Here is an 18120-nt window from a genome sequence, read left to right as displayed (position 1 = left end):
AATATTTTAGGGAAATCATTACACTTCATCAACATGTCTTTATCCTGGAAATCCAACATCAGCGGAACCGAATGCCGGATCTTTCGAGGCAAGCTGATTGTGGGGTTATTAAAGACAAATTTCTGGAAAAGCACTGGCTACGGCGAATTAAACGGCTATTTGCTCAGATTCAAAAACGAAGGCTTACTCAACACTGTCACCAAAATTCTGGATATCGACGGTGCAAAGGTGCTTGGCGAGATCAAATACAATCTTTGGAACGGGTCCGCTACGATTACCTACGAGGATGAGCTGTATAACTGGAAATATGAGTCCTGGACAAGAAGAAAATGGGTAGTAAAAACCGCCGAGGAAGCCACGGAATTTACATTAACCAGCTTCTGGAAAGATGAAGGCACTGTTGATAATGAGTCGGTTTCGCCAGCCGTAATTCTTGCCGCTTTGTATGTGAGCAGCCATTTGCGCACCATCATGTCCGCCGCTTAAAGTCAAATATTTTATCCCAATTCTGAAAAACCATCACATGAGAATCATTGAGACCACTGAAATTTCGAAACGTTATGTGATGGGGAGTGAGGTGATCCAGGCTTTAAAATCGGTCACGATTTCTGTCAATAAGGGGGAATACGTGGCTTTTATGGGGCCTTCCGGTTCGGGAAAATCTACATTAATGAACATTATCGGCTGCCTGGACACGCCTACGACAGGTCGTTACATCCTCAATAACAAAGATGTAAGTGACATGACGGAAAGTGAACTGGCTGAAATCCGAAACAAGGAAATCGGTTTTGTGTTTCAGACATTTAATCTTTTACCTAGGATGTCCTCGCTCGATAATGTTGCACTGCCACTCATTTATGCGGGATTAAGTAAATCAGATCGCACAGAAAAAGCAATGTTATCGCTTAAAAATGTGGGGCTTGAGAATCGGGCGGGACATAAGCCTAACGAACTCTCCGGCGGTCAGCGTCAGCGTGTTGCGATTGCACGGGCGCTTGTGAATGATCCCAGCATCCTGCTAGCCGATGAGCCTACGGGAAATTTGGATTCCAAAACATCCTACGAAATCATGGATCTTTTCGACCAGTTATACAGCAAAGGCAACACCATCGTAATGGTTACCCACGAAGAGGACATCGCCCATTACGCCCACAGAATCGTCCGCCTACGCGACGGCCTGGTCGAATCCGACACCATCAACCCCAACCCAACGAAGGTTAGCGCTTTGGTTTAGAAATTTGTAACTTTCGAAAAACGAACATGGGTATGAAAGGAATTACTTATCTGACAGATGAAGTAGGGCAACGAAAAGCGGTTGTCATTGACTTTGATTTATTAAAAGAACGCGACAGCCTTTTGGAAATCTTGGAAGACATTGAGGATGAGATTGCTATTGATTTGCGCAAAAATGAAGAATCATCTGACTGGAATAGCGTAAAGGCTGATTTAATTGCGAAGGATTGAGGGCATGTATACAGTTATTATCAAGAAGTCTGCCATCAAGGAATTAGAAAATATCTCAAAGACATTTCGTCTTAAAATCATTGAAAAAATAGACGATCTCGCTACTGATCCGAGGCCGCAGGGAGTTCGAAAACTTGAAAATTCCTTGAATAGTTACAGGATCCGGGTCGGTAATTATCGTGTGATCTATACCATTCAGGATCAAAATCTTTTCGTCGAGGTGATTAAGGTTGCTGACCGAAAAGAAGCATACAGAAGTAAATAACTATCTTTGTGACATAAGCCAATCCGGAAGAATTACCGTTAATGGTCGTTTTTCCGGATTATTTTTATTTGAAGATTTATGAAGATCAATTTTAAGGACCTGATATTGTTTGAAGACGAGGACTTTTTACTCGTTAATAAGCCGCCGCATCTGGCGACATTGGATGAAAGGACGGCAGATAGGGGAGGAAGCGTGCTGCGGTTGGCGAAAGAATATAATTCGGAACTGCAGGCGGCGCACAGGTTGGATAAAGAAACTTCCGGCGTGCTCGCTTTTGCCAAAAATCCCGCTGCTTACCGGCATTTAGCCATGCAATTTGAGCATAGGGAAGTAACGAAACGCTATCATGCCGTTGCAACCGGCATTCACAACCTCGACAGCATTTCCGTGTTCTTACCCATTTTACCGCTAAAAAATGGAACCGCCGTTAAGATAGACCGGGCCGAGGGCAAAGTTGCAGAGACTATTTTTAATACATTAAAAGTTTATCGCGGGTACACATTGGTGGAATGCATCCCCATCACCGGGCGCATGCACCAGATCCGGATTCACCTTTCGTGCCTGAAAGCGCCCATCGTCTGTGACCCGCAATATGGCGGTGAACCTATTTTCCTTTCGAGTTTGAAAAGAAAATTCAATTTGAAAAAAGAAACGGAGGAACAGCCTCTTATTCAACGCGTTGCGCTACATGCCTTTGCATTGTCCTTCGCGTTGATGAATGGAGATCCTATCCGGGTGGAAGCGCCGTATCCCAAAGATTTTGAAGTACTTGTTAAGCAACTCAACAAATTTGGCGTATAGTTAGCATAGTTTTTTAAGGGTTGTCTGGAAAGATTGTGTAGCTTACAATCCATTTCAACCTAACATTAAAATCATGCATTTACACACATTTATCAAACCAAGCCTGGTCTTAGGCGTTGTTTTAAGTCTTATTGTTACAAGCTCATCCTGGGCGCAAAGTCAGAAAAACGACGTTATCGTCAAGCGCGACAGTTCGAAGATCCAGGCGCTGATTACCCAAATGAGTTATGAAAAGATCAATTATCGCGATCTCGGAACGGCTGATAGCGCAAAAAGCTACATTTACCTCGATAATGTCGCGCGGGTAATCCTCAAAACCGGTAAAATCATTCATGTAAGAGATTCTGTCCTGATCGGTCACGTTCCGCCGGATAGCGTCGGGCAATACGCCGACATGGCTAATCTGCCCACAGACAAATTTGAAAGAAGTGTCGTGATGGCGAATTCGGATCAGCTCCGGGACAAATATCGCTATCACCATGACAGATCGATGGACGGAAAAACAGGTGCTATTGTATTTACCTCTTTTGCTGCCGCTTCGCTCGTTTCAGGCGTTATTATAGCGGGTTCAGGCACCAGCCCGGACAATAAAACCATAGGAAACTCCCTGGCCATTGCGGGTCCGGTATTGGGTGTAGGGCTTGGGCTTATCGGCTTTCGCAATTACAAATTCCATCGCAAGAAAGCGGAGAAAGTAAAGACGGAATTGTTGCGCAGAAATCAGTCATTGAGCATTTTAACAGTCAGTCCTAATTTGGACCCGTTCAATAAGTCAGGCCAATTATCATTGAGGTTATCGTTTTAATACCTTTTATTTAGTAACATTAATGGTTACTAAATGTCGTATTATAACATCCTTCCTGAATGAAAATCACAATGCTCCGGAAGAAGATCAGATCGGTCTTCTTTCTGTTTTTGGTATTAGCCGCCTATTTCGCTCATGCCCAAACGCCCCGCAAAGCCGACGTTATCACCCTCCGCAATGCCACGAAGCTCGAAGTCCTCATACAGGAAGTCGATGATAATGTTGTGAAGTATAAGAAATTAACGGATCCCGAGGGCCCTCTTTTTTCAGCTAGAAAGAGTGAAATCGCATCCATCCATTATGGTAATGGTGAGGTTGAGACATTTGAAGCGGTGATGGAAGTGCCGGGTTATTATGCTCCGGCAGCTCCGAAAGCAACTGTGCCGGTAGCATCATCGTCCACAGCAGTTTCTCCAAAAGCGCGTTTTCAAGAAGAGTTGCGAACTGCGACCCCGGACAGGCTTCGGGCTATCTACAAATATTATAAAACTAAGTCAAAGGGCGGAATGATCATGGGTATCGCCGGGGTTTCAGCGGGCGTGATTGTCGCGGCAATAGGAACCGGGATTGTAGTAAGTGCCACAGACGCCAATGGGAACTATGCGACTTATCAGGACGAAAAAAGAGCAATGAGAGGCGCTTGGATGATGATCGGCGGGTTTGCCGGTGCGGTCACAGTAGGCACGGTTGGGTTTGTAAAGGGCGGCAAAAACGGCTCCAAAGCAACCAGGGTAAGAAGGGAGCTCACCAGAAGAAACGAACCGATAACATTTCGCATAAGTCCAGGATTTAATCCTGCAAACAGATCAGGCCATTTAGCATTGAGCATGCAATTTTAATGCAAGTAATGCACAAAAAAAAAGGCTTCGGAGGTTTTCCGAAGCCTTTTTCATATATTTTGTTCTAATTAGAACTTGAATGTTAATCCTGCTTTCAATGGCGATGCATTGTAACCAACTTCTGCAAAAACACCGACAGTAGGTTTGAAATAGTAACGTGCACCTGCAAACGCTCCGAAGAATACGCCGCTTCCGTAAGCATCATAACCAACACCGTCATAAGAAGAAGTAGCAATACGATAACCTAATGCCGGACCAGCGTAAAGATCAAGATTATCGATAGTCAGGAAGTGCTTTCCAAAATGGTATGAACCCCTTGCACCAATGCTAATGAAATTGTAATTCCAGCCGTAACCATAAATTCCGCCGCCGTAACCCCAGTGTACAAAGTCAAACTGACCACCGACGCTAATAAAGTCGTGTACACCACCTTCGTAGGAAGCACCAGCACCGATTCCGCCGCCGCCGTAAGTTCCGCCAAGGTTAATACCAACATTCAATAATTTATCTCCTTTTTCAAATTGTTGGGCAAAAGCCTTTTCCGAAGTTACGCCTAGGACGGCCGCAACGAAAAACATAAATAGAATCTTTTTCATCGTAATAGATTAGTTATTGTTAAAAATAATAATGGCACAAATTAAAGCCATAATTTCAATGCTTCAAAACTTGTGCCATTGTAGTTATTATTCGGGGCGATGCCTAAACAAAAGGGGCGAAGCCGAAACTTCACCCCTGATCTATAATGTATTCTTTCTCAATTTTTCTTTGAAAACCTTCTTAAACTTGTCCAGTTTAGGCGCGATCACAAATGAGCAGTAGCCTTGATCCGGGTTGTTTGCAAAGTAGTTTTGATGGTAATCCTCAGCAATATAAAACTTGGGAGCTTTCGAAATTTCCGTCACGATTGGCTTCGCATAGGCGCCTGATTTGTCCAGTTCGGCCTTGGCCTGTTCCGCTAATTTGCGCTGGTCCTCGTTGTGATAAAAAATCACCGACCTATACTGTGTTCCAATGTCATTTCCCTGCTTATTCAGCGATGTCGGGTCGTGGCTGCGGAAAAATGCCTCTAAAAGTTCCGCATAGGTGATGACTTTCGGGTCATAAACAACCTCCACACACTCTGCATGCCCGGTTGTTCCCGTGCAAACCTCCTTATAACTCGGGTTGGCAACACTGCCGCCGGCATAGCCCGAAACCACTTTTTTTACACCGTCCAAAGATTCCAGCACAGCTTCCGTACACCAAAAACATCCTGTTCCGAATGTTGCAATTTCAGTGTTGGCCATATCCACATTATCTTCGTCCAATGCCGTAGAAGACGCTTCGTTATTCATCTGCTTTTTTTGTTTTTTATCCGACTGTGCGCATGATATCACCACCATGCAACACAAAAACAGGAACGTGAAAATTGGGATCGTAGTCCTCATGTTGTTGAATTGTATTATTGCTAATTGGTAAACCAATCGCGTTCCAAGAAAGTTTATCCGGCGGATTCGCACAATATTTACGAAATTTGAATTCAAAAAGATCGGCTGTTTGCCCGGGGCAGAATGCTTCTGCGGCCTGCCCGCGCCGTGATTACTACATAACCATGACTTATCTTCATTTTAAGGCGCTGCATATCATTTTCGTGGTCTCCTGGTTTGCCGGATTGTTTTATATGCCGAGGCTGTTTGTTTACCACACCGAGGCCCGGGACAAAACAGAAGCGGAGCGGCAGGTTCTTTTTGCGCAGTTTAGCAAGATGGAAAAGTTGCTTTGGAATGCCATTATGACGCCTGCTTGCTGGCTGACGATCATTTTCGGGTCCATAATGCTATACATTACGCCTTCCTGGCTCGATCAGGACTGGATGCAGCTGAAATTGCTTTTTGTGGCCGGTTTGCTGGCTTATCATTTTTACACGCGGAAGATTCTGCTGGAACTGCGTCGCGGAATATTCCGGTTTTCGTCTTTTCAGCTGCGGCTTTTCAATGAGATTGCCACGATCTTTCTTTTCTCCATCGTTTTCCTGGTGGTTTTGAAAAATACTGTCGATTGGCTCTGGGGCGTGCTGGGGCTGGTTATTTTTGCGGTTCTGATGATGACAGCCGTCCGGATCGTGAAGCGGATACGCGAGAAGTAACTGAACGAAACATTGCAATAATTTTTTTTAAAATAAATTAAATCATATTTATTTTATTCTATATTTGCCAGTGACAATGTCGCATGAAATATCGCATGACTTGTCAAACCGAGATATGAAAAACTATTTGAATACTATTTGGTGGTGGCGTGCACGTCTTAACAAGATGGACGAGTAGCTATTGCTTTGGTATAAATAAAAATATACTTTACAAACGGCTCGCTGTTCATCTGACAGCGAGCCGTTTTTTTTGTGCCATTATTAAAAATTTTAAGATTTAAAAAATGTCAAATCCTACCTTTCAGATTACGACCCGTCACAAAAAATTATTGGCGGACACATTAACACCGGTTTCTATCTATTTAAAATTAAGAGATCGTTTCATCAATACCATTTTGCTGGAAAGCTCTGACTATCACGGCAATGAGAACTCATTTACCTACATCTGCTGTGATCCGGTTGCTTTTTTCAAGCTGAGTCAAAATGTGGTTACGCAGCAATTTCCGGACGGGCAGCAGCAAAATATCACGCTGGAAAATCCGAGAGATGCTGTGCAGACATTATATGCATTTGCGCAAAGTTTCAAATCGGAAAAAAGCGGTTTTCCATTTATTTCCAATGGTCTTTTCGGACATATGACTTACGATGCAGTGAGTTATTTTGAAGACATTACGATTCAGCCAGCGAGTCCGGAAACAGAAATAGACCAGATATTTTACCAGGTTTACCGCTATGTAATCGCCATTAACCATTTCAAAAATGAGCTTTACATTTTTGAACATCAGTATGGCAACGACGAGCAGGAAAGCGGCATTGAGCAGATTGAAATTTTGATCAAAAACCGCAATTTTCCTAAATACGGCTTTCAGATCGCTTCCGAAGAAACGTCTAATGTTACGGATGACGAAATGCGTGGCGTAATCCAGAAGGGAATCGATCATTGCCTCCGCGGTGATGTGTTCCAGATCGTGCCTTCACGCCGTTTCAGCCGTGATTTCCAGGGCGATGAATTCAATGTTTACCGCGCTTTGCGCTCTATTAATCCCTCGCCTTATTTATTTTATTTCGATTACGGCAGTTACAAGATCTTCGGTTCTTCGCCTGAGAAACAAATTTTTATCAAAAACGGACAAGCTGAAATCCACCCCATAGCAGGCACATTCCGCAGAACGGGCGATGACCAGGCGGATGCCGAGGCGGCACAGGCATTGTTGAATGATCCTAAGGAAACTGCGGAGCACGTAATGCTTGTTGATCTGGCAAGAAACGATTTGAGCAGAAGTTGTGATGCGGTGAAAGTGACGAATTATAAGGAAGTCCAGTATTATTCGCACGTAATCCACTTGGTTTCCAAAGTCGTAGGAAAGATGAATGAAGGCGTAAATCCTTTGCAGCTGGTGGCGGACACATTTCCCGCAGGAACGCTCTCGGGTGCGCCCAAGCACAATGCAATGAAGCTCATCGATCAGATGGAAACGAGCAACCGGAGCATTTACGGCGGCGCGATCGGGTTTATGGATTTCAATGGGGATTTCAACCACGCCATTGCGATCAGGACGTTCCTTAGCAAGAATAACACACTGTTTTTCAGGGCTGGGATGGGCGTTGTGGCGAAGTCGAATGTGGAGAGCGAATTGCAGGAGATTAACAGCAAGCTGGCCGCTTTGAGAAAGGCGATTGACTTTGCAGGAGAAATTTAAATCATTGGTAAAATCCTCAAATACAGGAAATAATGAAAATTTTAGTGCTCGATAATTACGACTCTTTCACTTACAATCTCGTTTACATTCTTCGCGAGCTGAATGACCAGGTGGACATTGTCCGCAATGATAAAATCGCGCTCGAGGAGGTTGGGAATTACGACAAAATTCTTCTTTCCCCAGGTCCGGGCATTCCCTCGGAAGCGGGCATTATGCACGAGCTTATTCGCGAATATGGACCCAGCAAGAGCATTCTGGGCATTTGTCTGGGACACCAGGGCATCGGCGAAGTTTATGGTGCCACGCTCGAAAACATGACCGACGTGCTGCACGGCATCAGCGACACAGCCATTGTGACCGATCCCACCGAACGCATTTTCCAGGGACTTCCGCAAGAGATCAAAGTCGGCCGTTATCACTCCTGGACTGTTATTCCGGAAACATTTACGGACGATCTGACGATCACGGCGCTGGACGAAAAGGGCCGGGTTATGGGACTTTCGCACAAGAAATATGATGTAAAAGGCCTGCAATTTCACCCGGAATCGGTGCTGACGGAGCACGGCAAAGAAATGTTGGAAAACTGGTTGAAGATTTAGAAAACAATTTCAATTTCTCAACAGTAAAAACATTCTTTCATTACGCTTAGCATTATCATGAAGCAGATTCTTAGCCATCTTTTTGAATATAAGGTTTTAAGTAAAGAGTTATCCAAAGACGTCCTCATCGGCATTAGTACGGGTAAATATTCCAATTCTGAAATCGCCTCTTTCCTGACAATTTATGCCATGCGAAGCATTACGGTGGAGGAGCTCGAAGGCTTCCGCGACGCCATGCTGGAATTGTGCCTGGCCGTTGATCTTTCGGCTTATGATCCCATCGATGTTTGCGGAACGGGCGGGGACGGGAAGGACACATTCAATATTTCAACATTATCCTGTTTTGTAGTGGCAGGCGCGGGCCAGCAGGTGGCCAAGCATGGCAACCACGGCGTTTCTTCGCTTTGCGGCTCATCCACGGTGCTGGAATATCTGGGCGCCAAGTTTACCAATGATAAGGATGTGCTCGAACGCAAGATCAATGAGGCCGGCGTTTGCTTCCTGCATGCACCGCTTTTTCATCCTTCGATGAAGAATGTAGCGCCGATCCGGCGCGAACTGGGCGTGAAAACTTTCTTCAATATGCTGGGCCCGATGGTGAACCCGGTTTCCCCCAAAAAACAGCTTGTAGGCGTGTTTAGTCTCGAATTAGCGCGGCTTTTTGCTTATCTTTACCAACAGACTGATAAGCAATTTCTGGTTCTTCACGCATTAGACGGCTACGACGAAGTGTCATTAACAGGTGCTTTTAAAATGATCACCGCTCAAACGGAGCAAGTTCTGAATCCCTCGCATCTGGGGTTACAAACCTTGCGCGCAGAGGACCTTTCGGGAGGAAAAACAGTCGAGGAATCCGCCAAAATTTTCATGAATGTATTGAACGATACAGCTACGTTTTCCCAAAAACAGGCTGTGCTGGCAAATGCTGCATTGGCACTGCATTGTGCAAATCCTGCGTTGACATTGCCGGATGCGGTGGAGACGGCGCGGGAATCCCTGGAAAGCAAAAAGGCGCTCAGAAGTTTTAAAAAATTGATAGAAGACTAATTACAGATGAACATACTAGATAAAATCGTTGCCCGGAAAAGAGGAGAAGTCATTGAGGCTAAGCAAAATAAGTCTGTTTCCGACCTGGAAAGAGAGGATTTGTTTGCACGCAAAACGGTTTCCCTCTCGGCGGCACTACGAAATGCTTCATCTCCCAAAATTATAGCGGAGTTTAAACGAAAATCGCCTTCCAAAGGAGTCATTAATGATCGGGTTGCTCCGGAAATTGTGACCTTTGACTACGTGAATGCAGGCGCGGTCGCGCTGTCTGTGTTGACGGATATTGACTTCTTTGGAGGCTCTTTTACTGATTTTCTCAGCGCACGCCGTGCCAACCACACCATTCCGATGCTCCGGAAGGATTTTATCATCGATGAATATCAGCTTTACGAAGCAAAAGCGATCGGCGCAGATGTGATCTTGCTTATTGCAGCCTGCCTTACGCCGACGGAAGTTGTTTCGTTAAGTAAGAAAGCGCATGAATTGGGGCTGGAAGTTTTGTTGGAGGTGCACAATGCTGAGGAACTGGCCGCAACGTTGGGTGAAGACATTGATATAGTGGGGGTTAACAATAGAAATCTTAAAACTTTTGAAACCTCCATTGAAACTTCGATCGCGCTGAGTGAACAGATTCCCGATTCTTTTGTTAAAATATCAGAAAGCGGCCTGAAAGATGCCGAGACCATTTTGAAATTATACGGTCACGGCTATAAGGGTTTTTTAATTGGTGAAACATTTATGAAGACTGCAAATCCCGGAACCGCACTGGCGGATTTGCAAAATGACTTAACTCAACATAGCAATTTAAATCCTTTGGTTCTATGAAAATAAAAGTTTGCGGACTGCGCCAGCAAGACAACATTGAAAAAGTGGTGGCATTACAGCCTAACTTCATCGGGTTTATTTTTTATGAAAAATCACCCCGTTTTGTCGGCGAAGAGTTGGATGAAGAATTTATCAAAAGCATTCCCAATAATATCAAGAAAGTAGGCGTGTTTGTAAACGCCAGCCCGGGCCATATCCTGGCAATGGTTAAGAAATACGACCTGCAATACGCACAGCTTCACGGCAACGAAATGCCCGACATTTGCCGCAGCATTCGCCAGAAAGGGGTTAATGTGATCAAAGCATTCAGCATTGATGCGTCTTTCAACTTTGCGATGCTCAACAATTACAAGTCGTTCTGTGACCTGTTTTTGTTTGATACAAAAGGCGATAACCCAGGCGGTAACGGTGTGCCGTTTGACTGGAAACTTTTGAAAAAATACGATAATGAAAAGCCTTTTCTCCTCAGCGGGGGAATCGGGCTGGACAACATTGAAGACATTATAGAGTTATCCAAAACGCTGCCTATCTATGGAATTGATGTTAACAGTCAGTTTGAAACGGAGCCGGGCGTGAAGGACATTGCCAAGTTGGAAGAACTGTTCAGTTTAGTTCGTGTAAAAGAGAAAGAAGAGGCGGAAGCTTAGAAACTATGGAAGCAATAGCAGAAAAGAAGTCATATCAGGTGGACGGCCGCGGTTACTACGGCAGTTTTGGAGGTGCATTCATTCCCGAAATGCTGTATCCAAACGTGGAAGAACTGCGTGAAAATTATCTCAGCATCATTGCAGAGCCTTCTTTTCAAAAAGAATACAATGATCTCCTGCGCAATTACGTTGGACGTCCTACGCCGCTTTACCGGGCCAACAGGCTTTCGGAAAAATACAAAACCAACATTTTCCTCAAACGCGAGGATCTTTGCCACACAGGCGCTCATAAGGTGAACAACACCATCGGGCAGATCCTGATGGCGAAGCGATTGGGCAAAAAGCGTGTGGTTGCAGAAACCGGTGCCGGCCAGCACGGTGTTGCTACGGCGACTGTATGTGCGCTGATGGACATTGAATGCATTGTGTACATGGGCGAGCTGGACATTGAGCGTCAGGCGCCTAATGTGGCCCGCATGAAGATGCTCGGTGCAGAAGTAAGGCCTGCAACCTGCGGCTCACGCACATTGAAAGACGCTACGAACGAGGCGATGCGCCATTGGATCAATAACCCGGTGGACACGCATTACATCATTGGTTCTGTGGTAGGACCGCACCCTTACCCGGATATGGTGGCACGTTTTCAGGCCATTATTTCGAAGGAAATGAGATGGCAGCTCAAAGAGCAGACTGGCAAAGAAACGCCTGATTATGTGGTGGCTTGCGTAGGCGGCGGAAGCAATGCTGCGGGTGCTTTCTATCACTTTCTGGATGATGAAAGTGTAAAACTGGTGGCGGTGGAAGCTGCTGGTCAGGGACTTACTTCGGGACATTCTGCGGCGACGACGGCTTTGGGAAAACCAGGCGTTTTGCACGGAAGCCGCACGATATTAATGCAAACAGAAGACGGCCAGGTTGTGGAGCCATTTTCGATTTCAGCCGGTCTGGATTACCCGGGGATTGGCCCTCAGCATGCTTATTTGTACGACAGCGGAAGAGGAATTTTCATGTCGGCAACGGATGAAGAAGCCGTGCAGGCTGCATTTGAACTAACTCGCTTTGAGGGCATTATCCCGGCTCTGGAATCTTCACATGCCCTGGCGATTTTGGGTCAGCTGGGTGCTTCTGAAAACGAGAATGTGATCCTGAACCTTTCCGGTCGCGGTGATAAGGACATGGCGACTTACATGAAATACATCGATTAATTTACTCATAAATACATTGCAATGGCAACACTTACCTTACCCGAGGTTTTTGATCTGAGGCTCAAAATTCAGGAGCTGGAAGGAAAAGTAAACTCCGGCGAGCTTTCGCTTTTCGAAAGGTGCGACCTGGAAGACGAGATTCTCGAGCTCAAAGAAAAGCTTGGCGAGTTTGACAGACTGAAATTCAGCGACGAGGGCGAATGCCTGAATTGCTCCGCATAGTAACAATTAATTCCTTACAGTTCAACCTTTTATCCAACTATGAATTTCAAATTACTATTAATGGCAGGGATGCTCCTTTTTGGCGCTATGGCTTCTGCTTCACCTCAAAACCCACCGAAAAAAATGCTCCGTCACGTCGTTTTATTCAAATTCAAAGATTCGGCGACGCCTGCGCAGGTGAAAGAAGTAGAAGATGCTTTCAGAGCATTGCCTTCGAAGATTAAGGAGATCAAAAGCCTGGAATGGGGCACGAACAACAGCCCCGAAGGATTGGCGCAAGGCTTCACGCACGCATTTTTCGTAACATTCGAGAACGAAGCTGCCCGCGAAGTGTATTTGCCTCATCCTGACCACAAAGCATTTGGAAAAGTCCTTGGGCCGCATTTGGACAAGGTTTTGGTGATCGACTACTGGACACAGGAATGAACCGCATAACAAACCTTTTTAGCGGCACGCAAAGCGACGGCGGCTTGCTGAATGTATATTTCACAGCCGGCTTCCCCGAACGCAATGACACCATGCGCGTTTTACGAGCCTTGCAGGACGGCGGCGCCGATCTTGTGGAGATTGGAATGCCTTATTCTGACCCTGTTGCGGATGGCGAGACCATTCAAAAAAGCAATGACAGGGCGCTGGAAAACGGCATGACCGTGAAAATGCTCTTCGAACAACTGCAGGATATGCGCGAGACAATTTCGCTTCCTGTGTTGCTGATGGGATACGTAAACCCGGTTTTGCAGTTTGGCATTGAAGAGTTCTGTAAAAAATGCGCGGAGACGGGCGTTGACGGCTTAATCCTGCCCGATATGCCTATGGATGTGTATTTGAATGAATACAAAGCCATTTTTGACGCTTACGGCATCCTGAATATATTCCTGGTAACGCCGCAAACTTCCGAAAAACGCATTCGCCAGATTGACGAAGTGAGCGAAGGCTTCATTTACACGGTTTCCTCAGCCAGCGTTACAGGCTCGAAATCGGGTGTAAGCGAGGATATGGAGTCATATTTTGAGCGCCTGAATGCGATGCAGCTGCGTAACCCGCGCCTGATCGGATTTGGGATTAAAGATCATGATACATTCAAAAAAGCTTCGGATCATGCGGCCGGTGCGATCATTGGCAGCGCATTCATCCGAGTTTTGCAGGAGAGCAATGACTTGGAACAGGACATTAAATCCTTTGTAAGAAGTGTAAAAAATTACCCGGAAACGATCGAGGCATAGCCTCCGACGGCCTATATCAACATTGTTGCCTCAGGCACCACTTTTGTACAAACAACTCATATCGGGTTGTTTGTTTTTTTTAATAAAGGAGTGGATATGGGATCTCGAAACATTATTATCGTTTTTTTACTGCTATGTTCCTCACCGCTGTTTGCCCAGTTTAAGCTGGATGTCGAAAGTGGTGTAGTGTTTGGAACAAATTATAACAAAGTCCGCATTCCAAATGTGGGCGGCACAGAGGTGAACCTGGCGGAGGATCTGAGCATTGATCCAAAGATTTTTTACCGGATCAGAGGCACCTACACATTTGGTAAGCGGCATAATATCAGCGCATTATATGCGCCTTTGTCTGTTAAATACAATGGTGCTTTCGGAAAAGACGTTAGTTTCAATGGGTTAACTTACCAAAGCGGCCAGCCTTTGCAGGTTTTTTACAAATTCAACTCTTACCGGCTTACCTATCGCTACGACATTGTCGCTAAAACAAGGTGGCGTGTGGGATTAGGACTTACCGCAAAGATCCGTGACGCGGATGTGCGCTTCAAAAACGAATCACAGGACACGCATTTCGACAACATTGGCTTCGTTCCGCTGGTGAACTTTTATGCGTCTTACAAGCCGTCTTACCGCTGGTCTGTAATCCTGGAAGGAGATGCTTTGGCAGCGAAGCAGGGTAGGGCAGAGGATGTTTTCGCAGGTTTGGCTTACCAGATCAATCCGAAATTCAGCGTTAAGGCAGGTTATCGGGTCGTGGAAGGCGGTGCGGACACGGATGAAGTTTACAATTTCAACTGGATCAATTATGCTTCGGTCGGCGTTTTGCTGACGCTTTAAAATTCACCATCGCAGAATGCACTAAAATGCCTGAGGAAAATCCATTTTAAACGATGGAATTCCATATAATTCGCTATATTAGTTTGTTTTATGCGTAGCAAAGCGGATCGTAATTTTTGATTCCGGCATACGTTATAAATTTCCAAACTGATATAACGAGACTCATATATGGCTGCATTTACGCCGGCAATGGAAGGCCTTTTGCTCCGCATCCAGGAATACCGTCAGAAATACTATCAAAACCAGCTTCTTAAGGGCATCATTTTCTCGGCCGGGCTGTTGCTGACGGTTTTTCTTTTCTTTAATACAATCGAATATTTCGGGCGCTTTAGCTCAGGGGTCCGGGGAATGCTGTTCTTCGGATTTTTGGCTGTGCTCGTTTTTTCTTTTTTTCAATGGGTCATCCAGCCTATTATACACCTTTCTGGTCTTAAAAAGCCTATTTCGGACGAACAGGCTGCATTACAAATCGGTGAGTATTTCCCGGAAATCGGCGATAAGCTGGTCAATACATTGCAATTAAGGGGACTAACAGGCACGCAATCGGACCTGATCGAGGCAAGTATCCGGCAAAAATCGGGGCAGTTACTGATTGTTAAGTTTTCTGATGCCATTCGTTTTAATGAGAACAAAAAGCGCATTAAGTATGCCATTTATCCGCTTGCGGCCATTGCGGCAATCTTGCTTTTTAACCCCTCATTTTTCACTTCCAGCTCTGAGCGTATCATTCATTTTCAAAAGAATTATACTTACGCGCCGTTTTCATTTATTTTGGAAAACAAAAATCTGAAAGCATTTAGAAATGAGGATTTTACATTAAAACTCAAACTAAAAGGCGAAGCATTGCCCGCAGCTGCTTACCTGGTTCAGAACGGCTCTCGGTTCAAGCTCAATAATGATGGTAACCAGACTTATTCCTATACATTCAAAAACCTGCAAAGAGACGTCAAATTCTCGTTTGACGCGGCGGGATTTACTTCCGAGGAATATCGCATTAATGTTGCCGAGCGCCCTTCTTTGCTTTCTTTTGACGTAAACCTGCGCTATCCGGCTTATCTGAACAAACCTGCGGAAGGATTGAACAATGTCGGCAATCTCTCCGTGCCGGAAGGAACGACGGTCGAGTGGAATTTCAACACTTCGTCTACCAAATCGCTGGCGATCAAATTTGAGGATGATTCTGCATTATATCGGGCGAAGGGGAGCGATGGGGAGCATTTTGAGATTAAAAAGACGGTGAAACGCTCTTCACAATATCAGGTGAATCTGCAAAATGATGAGACGACGAATTCGGAAAAAATCGGTTATTTCATCAATGTGGTTCCGGACAAATTTCCGGTTATGAACCTCGAAAATTTCCAGGATACGACGCTTTATAATTATCTGGTGCTGGGTGGCTCAATCAGCGATGATTATGGCTTCTCTCAGCTTAAAATGTTCTATTCTGTAAAAAGAGCGGATCAAGAAGAGGCGTCGCCGGCAAAAGGCATTCCCGTGCCTTTTAATAAAACGGTGAATACGCAGAGTTTTTATTTCCAATGGTATGTAGACAGCCTCAAACTCGCTCCCGGCGATAAGATCGAGTATTATGCCCAGGTGTGGGACAATGATGGCGTGAACGGCCCAAAAAGCGCCAAATCGAGGGCAATTCAGTTTACAGTTCCTTCCAAAGATCAGCTGGAAGCGGAAATTAAGAAGTCGGAGAAAGAGACGGAGGATCAAATGCAATCGGCCATGAAAAAGGCGCAGAGTTTGCAAAAAGATTTGAATAACCTCGATAACAAGCTGAAAAGCAATAAAGAACTCGATTTTAAAGAGCAAAAGCAGATTGAGGAAGTGCTTAAAAAGCGCGAGGAACTGATGAAAGAGTTGCAGGCTTTGCAAGAAAAAAATCAGAATGCGAATGGAAAATCGAAGCAGTTCAACCAGCAAAGCCCGGAACTGCAAAGTAAGCTCGACCAGCTGCAAAAGCTCATGAACGAGCTAATGGACAAGGACACGGAAAAGCTTTACCAGGAATTGAAAAAATTGTTGGAACAAAAACAAAGCGACCGCATGTCGAGCATGATGGAAAAGCTCAAAAACAAGGAAAATAACCTTGAAAAAGAGCTCGAACGGACGATGAAGCTTTTTAAGCAAATGCAGTTGGAACAAAAAATGGAAAATCTGGTCGAAAAGCTGGATGATTTGGCTAACAAGGAAGACCAGCTAGCGGATAAAAGCCAGGAAAATGATAAGAATAAAAACGCAGACGATAAAAAAGGCAAGAACGAGGAGCTGAAAAAGGAACAGGAGAAGATTCAGGAAGAGTTTGAAAAGGCGAAGGAAGATTCCAAGGAAGTCGAGAAAATGAGCGAAGAACTGGAACAACCTGTGGACACCCAGAAAGAGGAGCAAAAGAATGCTTCTGAGCAAATGGAAGAGGGTAAGAAGCAACTTGACAAGCAACAAAACACAAAAGCCTCAGAATCGCAAAAAAAGGCGGCTAAATCGATGAAACAAATGTCGCAGTCTATGGAAGAATCCATGGAGGCTGCTGAAATGGAGCAGATGCAGGAGAATCTGGACGCATTGCGCGACATTTTAGAAAATCTGATCACATTATCCTTCGATCAGGAGACATTGATGAAAGATTTCCGCGGCGTGAGCTTGCAGGACCCCCGGTTTATCAAACTGGGCCAGCAGCAATTGAAATTGAAAGATGACGCAAAAATTGTTGAGGACAGTCTTTATGCGCTTGCGAACCGGGTGATCCAGATCCAGTCGTTCATTACGCGTGAGCTCAATGATATGAAGTCTTATATGGACGAGAGCGTAAAGAGCATCAAGGACCGCCAGATCAATCAGGCGACTGCGAAGCAGCAATTTGCGATGACGTCGATGAATAACCTTGCCTTAATGCTAAGCGACGTCTTTAACCAGATGCAGCAGCAAATGGCCATGGCGATGCCGGGAAGCGGCAAGGGCAAAAAAGGAAAACAGAAAGGTGAGCAAAAGGGCATGGGTGAAATGCAGGAGAAGCTCAACGGTGAAATGAAGAAGCTTGGAGAAGGGAAGGAGGGGCAAGGAAATAATTCCGAGAAGCTGGCCAGAATGGCGGCTGAACAGGCGATGATCCGCAAGATGATTCAGGACCTGATGGAGTCGCAGAAAGGCACGGAGGTGGGCAAACAAATGAGCAAGGAGTTACAGGAGATCGCCGAGAAAATGGACGAGACTGAAACCGACCTGGTGAACAAACGCATTACACCGGAGCTCATTAAGCGCAACCAGGAAATCACGACGCGCTTGCTCGAATCTGAAAAAGCGATGAAAGAGCAGGACGAAGATGAGCAGCGCAAGGCCCAAACTGCGAAACAATTGCCAAGACAACCACCTGCGGCTTTTGAAAAATACATCCGCGAGAAGGAGAAGCAAACCGAATTACTGAGAACCATCCCGCCTACATTCTCGCCATTCTACAAGCGGGAAGTGGACACTTACTTCCGCAAGTATCAGGCTAAGAACTGATTATAACTG

At 45.3% G+C, this 18120-nt stretch carries 21 protein-coding genes; 19 read left to right on the top strand and 2 right to left on the bottom strand.

The window, feature by feature from the left end; genetic code table 11:
* The first annotated feature begins 33 nt into the window (after positions 1 to 33).
* From L0660_RS25415 to L0660_RS25385, 7 genes are all read left to right on the top strand, one after another.
* Positions 34 to 486, top strand: a complete 453-nt coding sequence (locus tag L0660_RS25415) for a hypothetical protein (protein WP_235161925.1) — start codon at positions 34 to 36, stop codon at positions 484 to 486.
* A 37-nt stretch (positions 487 to 523) separates the two neighbouring features.
* The gene (locus L0660_RS25410; RefSeq protein ID WP_026632585.1) at positions 524 to 1234 is read left to right on the top strand and encodes an ABC transporter ATP-binding protein; all 711 of its coding nucleotides are present in this window, start codon (positions 524 to 526) and stop codon (positions 1232 to 1234) included.
* 32 nt (positions 1235 to 1266) lie between these two features.
* Positions 1267 to 1464, top strand: coding sequence for a hypothetical protein (locus tag L0660_RS25405; protein ID WP_235161924.1), 198 nt, complete (start codon positions 1267 to 1269; stop codon positions 1462 to 1464).
* A 4-nt stretch (positions 1465 to 1468) separates the two neighbouring features.
* Positions 1469 to 1729 (top strand): type II toxin-antitoxin system RelE/ParE family toxin, encoded by a 261-nt coding sequence (locus L0660_RS25400; RefSeq protein ID WP_235161923.1) that lies wholly within the window; start codon positions 1469 to 1471, stop codon positions 1727 to 1729.
* A gap of 78 nt (positions 1730 to 1807) precedes the next feature.
* Positions 1808 to 2530: an RluA family pseudouridine synthase gene (locus tag L0660_RS25395; protein ID WP_233799233.1), complete on the top strand. Its 723-nt coding sequence runs from the start codon at positions 1808 to 1810 to the stop codon at positions 2528 to 2530.
* A gap of 73 nt (positions 2531 to 2603) precedes the next feature.
* Positions 2604 to 3335, top strand: coding sequence for a hypothetical protein (locus tag L0660_RS25390; RefSeq protein ID WP_235161922.1), 732 nt, complete (start codon positions 2604 to 2606; stop codon positions 3333 to 3335).
* Positions 3336 to 3394: 59 nt separating this feature from the next.
* Complete coding sequence (locus tag L0660_RS25385; RefSeq protein ID WP_235161921.1) at positions 3395 to 4174, top strand: hypothetical protein; 780 nt, start codon at positions 3395 to 3397, stop codon at positions 4172 to 4174.
* A gap of 68 nt (positions 4175 to 4242) precedes the next feature.
* Here the strand turns inward: L0660_RS25385 and L0660_RS25380 are convergent, their stop codons facing one another.
* Positions 4243 to 4770, bottom strand: a complete 528-nt coding sequence (locus L0660_RS25380; RefSeq protein WP_235161920.1) for a porin family protein — start codon at positions 4768 to 4770, stop codon at positions 4243 to 4245.
* A 141-nt stretch (positions 4771 to 4911) separates the two neighbouring features.
* Positions 4912 to 5508, bottom strand: a complete 597-nt coding sequence (msrA, locus tag L0660_RS25375) for a peptide-methionine (S)-S-oxide reductase MsrA (protein ID WP_235161919.1) — start codon at positions 5506 to 5508, stop codon at positions 4912 to 4914.
* A 179-nt stretch (positions 5509 to 5687) separates the two neighbouring features.
* Between msrA and L0660_RS25370 the strand changes: the two genes are divergently transcribed.
* The 12 genes from L0660_RS25370 (at position 5688) to L0660_RS25315 (ending at position 18111) form a co-directional block, all read left to right on the top strand.
* The gene (locus tag L0660_RS25370; protein WP_310589648.1) at positions 5688 to 6299 is read left to right on the top strand and encodes a CopD family protein; all 612 of its coding nucleotides are present in this window, start codon (positions 5688 to 5690) and stop codon (positions 6297 to 6299) included.
* Positions 6300 to 6583: 284 nt separating this feature from the next.
* On the top strand, positions 6584 to 7999 hold the full coding sequence (locus tag L0660_RS25365; protein WP_235161918.1) for an anthranilate synthase component I family protein: 1416 nt from the start codon (positions 6584 to 6586) through the stop codon (positions 7997 to 7999).
* 32 nt (positions 8000 to 8031) lie between these two features.
* Positions 8032 to 8598 (top strand): aminodeoxychorismate/anthranilate synthase component II, encoded by a 567-nt coding sequence (locus tag L0660_RS25360; RefSeq protein WP_235161917.1) that lies wholly within the window; start codon positions 8032 to 8034, stop codon positions 8596 to 8598.
* A 57-nt stretch (positions 8599 to 8655) separates the two neighbouring features.
* Positions 8656 to 9645, top strand: coding sequence for an anthranilate phosphoribosyltransferase (gene trpD / locus L0660_RS25355; RefSeq protein WP_235161916.1), 990 nt, complete (start codon positions 8656 to 8658; stop codon positions 9643 to 9645).
* Between the two features lie 6 nt (positions 9646 to 9651).
* Positions 9652 to 10470: an indole-3-glycerol phosphate synthase TrpC gene (gene trpC / locus L0660_RS25350; RefSeq protein ID WP_235161915.1), complete on the top strand. Its 819-nt coding sequence runs from the start codon at positions 9652 to 9654 to the stop codon at positions 10468 to 10470.
* Positions 10467 to 11117 (top strand): phosphoribosylanthranilate isomerase, encoded by a 651-nt coding sequence (locus L0660_RS25345; protein ID WP_233799223.1) that lies wholly within the window; start codon positions 10467 to 10469, stop codon positions 11115 to 11117. The genes trpC and L0660_RS25345 overlap by 4 nt, the downstream gene beginning before the upstream one ends.
* Before the next feature lie 5 nt (positions 11118 to 11122).
* A complete protein-coding gene (gene trpB / locus L0660_RS25340; protein ID WP_235161914.1) occupies positions 11123 to 12322 on the top strand; it encodes a tryptophan synthase subunit beta in 1200 nt (399 codons plus the stop codon).
* Between the two features lie 21 nt (positions 12323 to 12343).
* Complete coding sequence (locus tag L0660_RS25335; protein WP_026632703.1) at positions 12344 to 12544, top strand: hypothetical protein; 201 nt, start codon at positions 12344 to 12346, stop codon at positions 12542 to 12544.
* A 69-nt stretch (positions 12545 to 12613) separates the two neighbouring features.
* Complete coding sequence (locus L0660_RS25330) at positions 12614 to 12970, top strand: Dabb family protein (RefSeq protein ID WP_141110440.1); 357 nt, start codon at positions 12614 to 12616, stop codon at positions 12968 to 12970.
* A complete protein-coding gene (gene trpA, locus L0660_RS25325; RefSeq protein ID WP_235161913.1) occupies positions 12967 to 13767 on the top strand; it encodes a tryptophan synthase subunit alpha in 801 nt (266 codons plus the stop codon). The genes L0660_RS25330 and trpA overlap by 4 nt, the downstream gene beginning before the upstream one ends.
* Before the next feature lie 96 nt (positions 13768 to 13863).
* On the top strand, positions 13864 to 14601 hold the full coding sequence (locus tag L0660_RS25320) for a hypothetical protein (RefSeq protein WP_235161912.1): 738 nt from the start codon (positions 13864 to 13866) through the stop codon (positions 14599 to 14601).
* A gap of 189 nt (positions 14602 to 14790) precedes the next feature.
* Positions 14791 to 18111 (top strand): DUF4175 family protein, encoded by a 3321-nt coding sequence (locus L0660_RS25315; protein WP_235161942.1) that lies wholly within the window; start codon positions 14791 to 14793, stop codon positions 18109 to 18111.
* Positions 18112 to 18120 lie beyond the last annotated feature (9 nt).

The sequence above is a fragment of the Dyadobacter sp. CY351 genome (assembly GCF_021502625.1).
Taxonomy (GTDB): domain Bacteria; phylum Bacteroidota; class Bacteroidia; order Cytophagales; family Spirosomataceae; genus Dyadobacter; species Dyadobacter chenhuakuii.
Note: the sequence above shows the minus strand (reverse complement) of the source record. Positions and strands in the feature narration are given on the sequence as shown.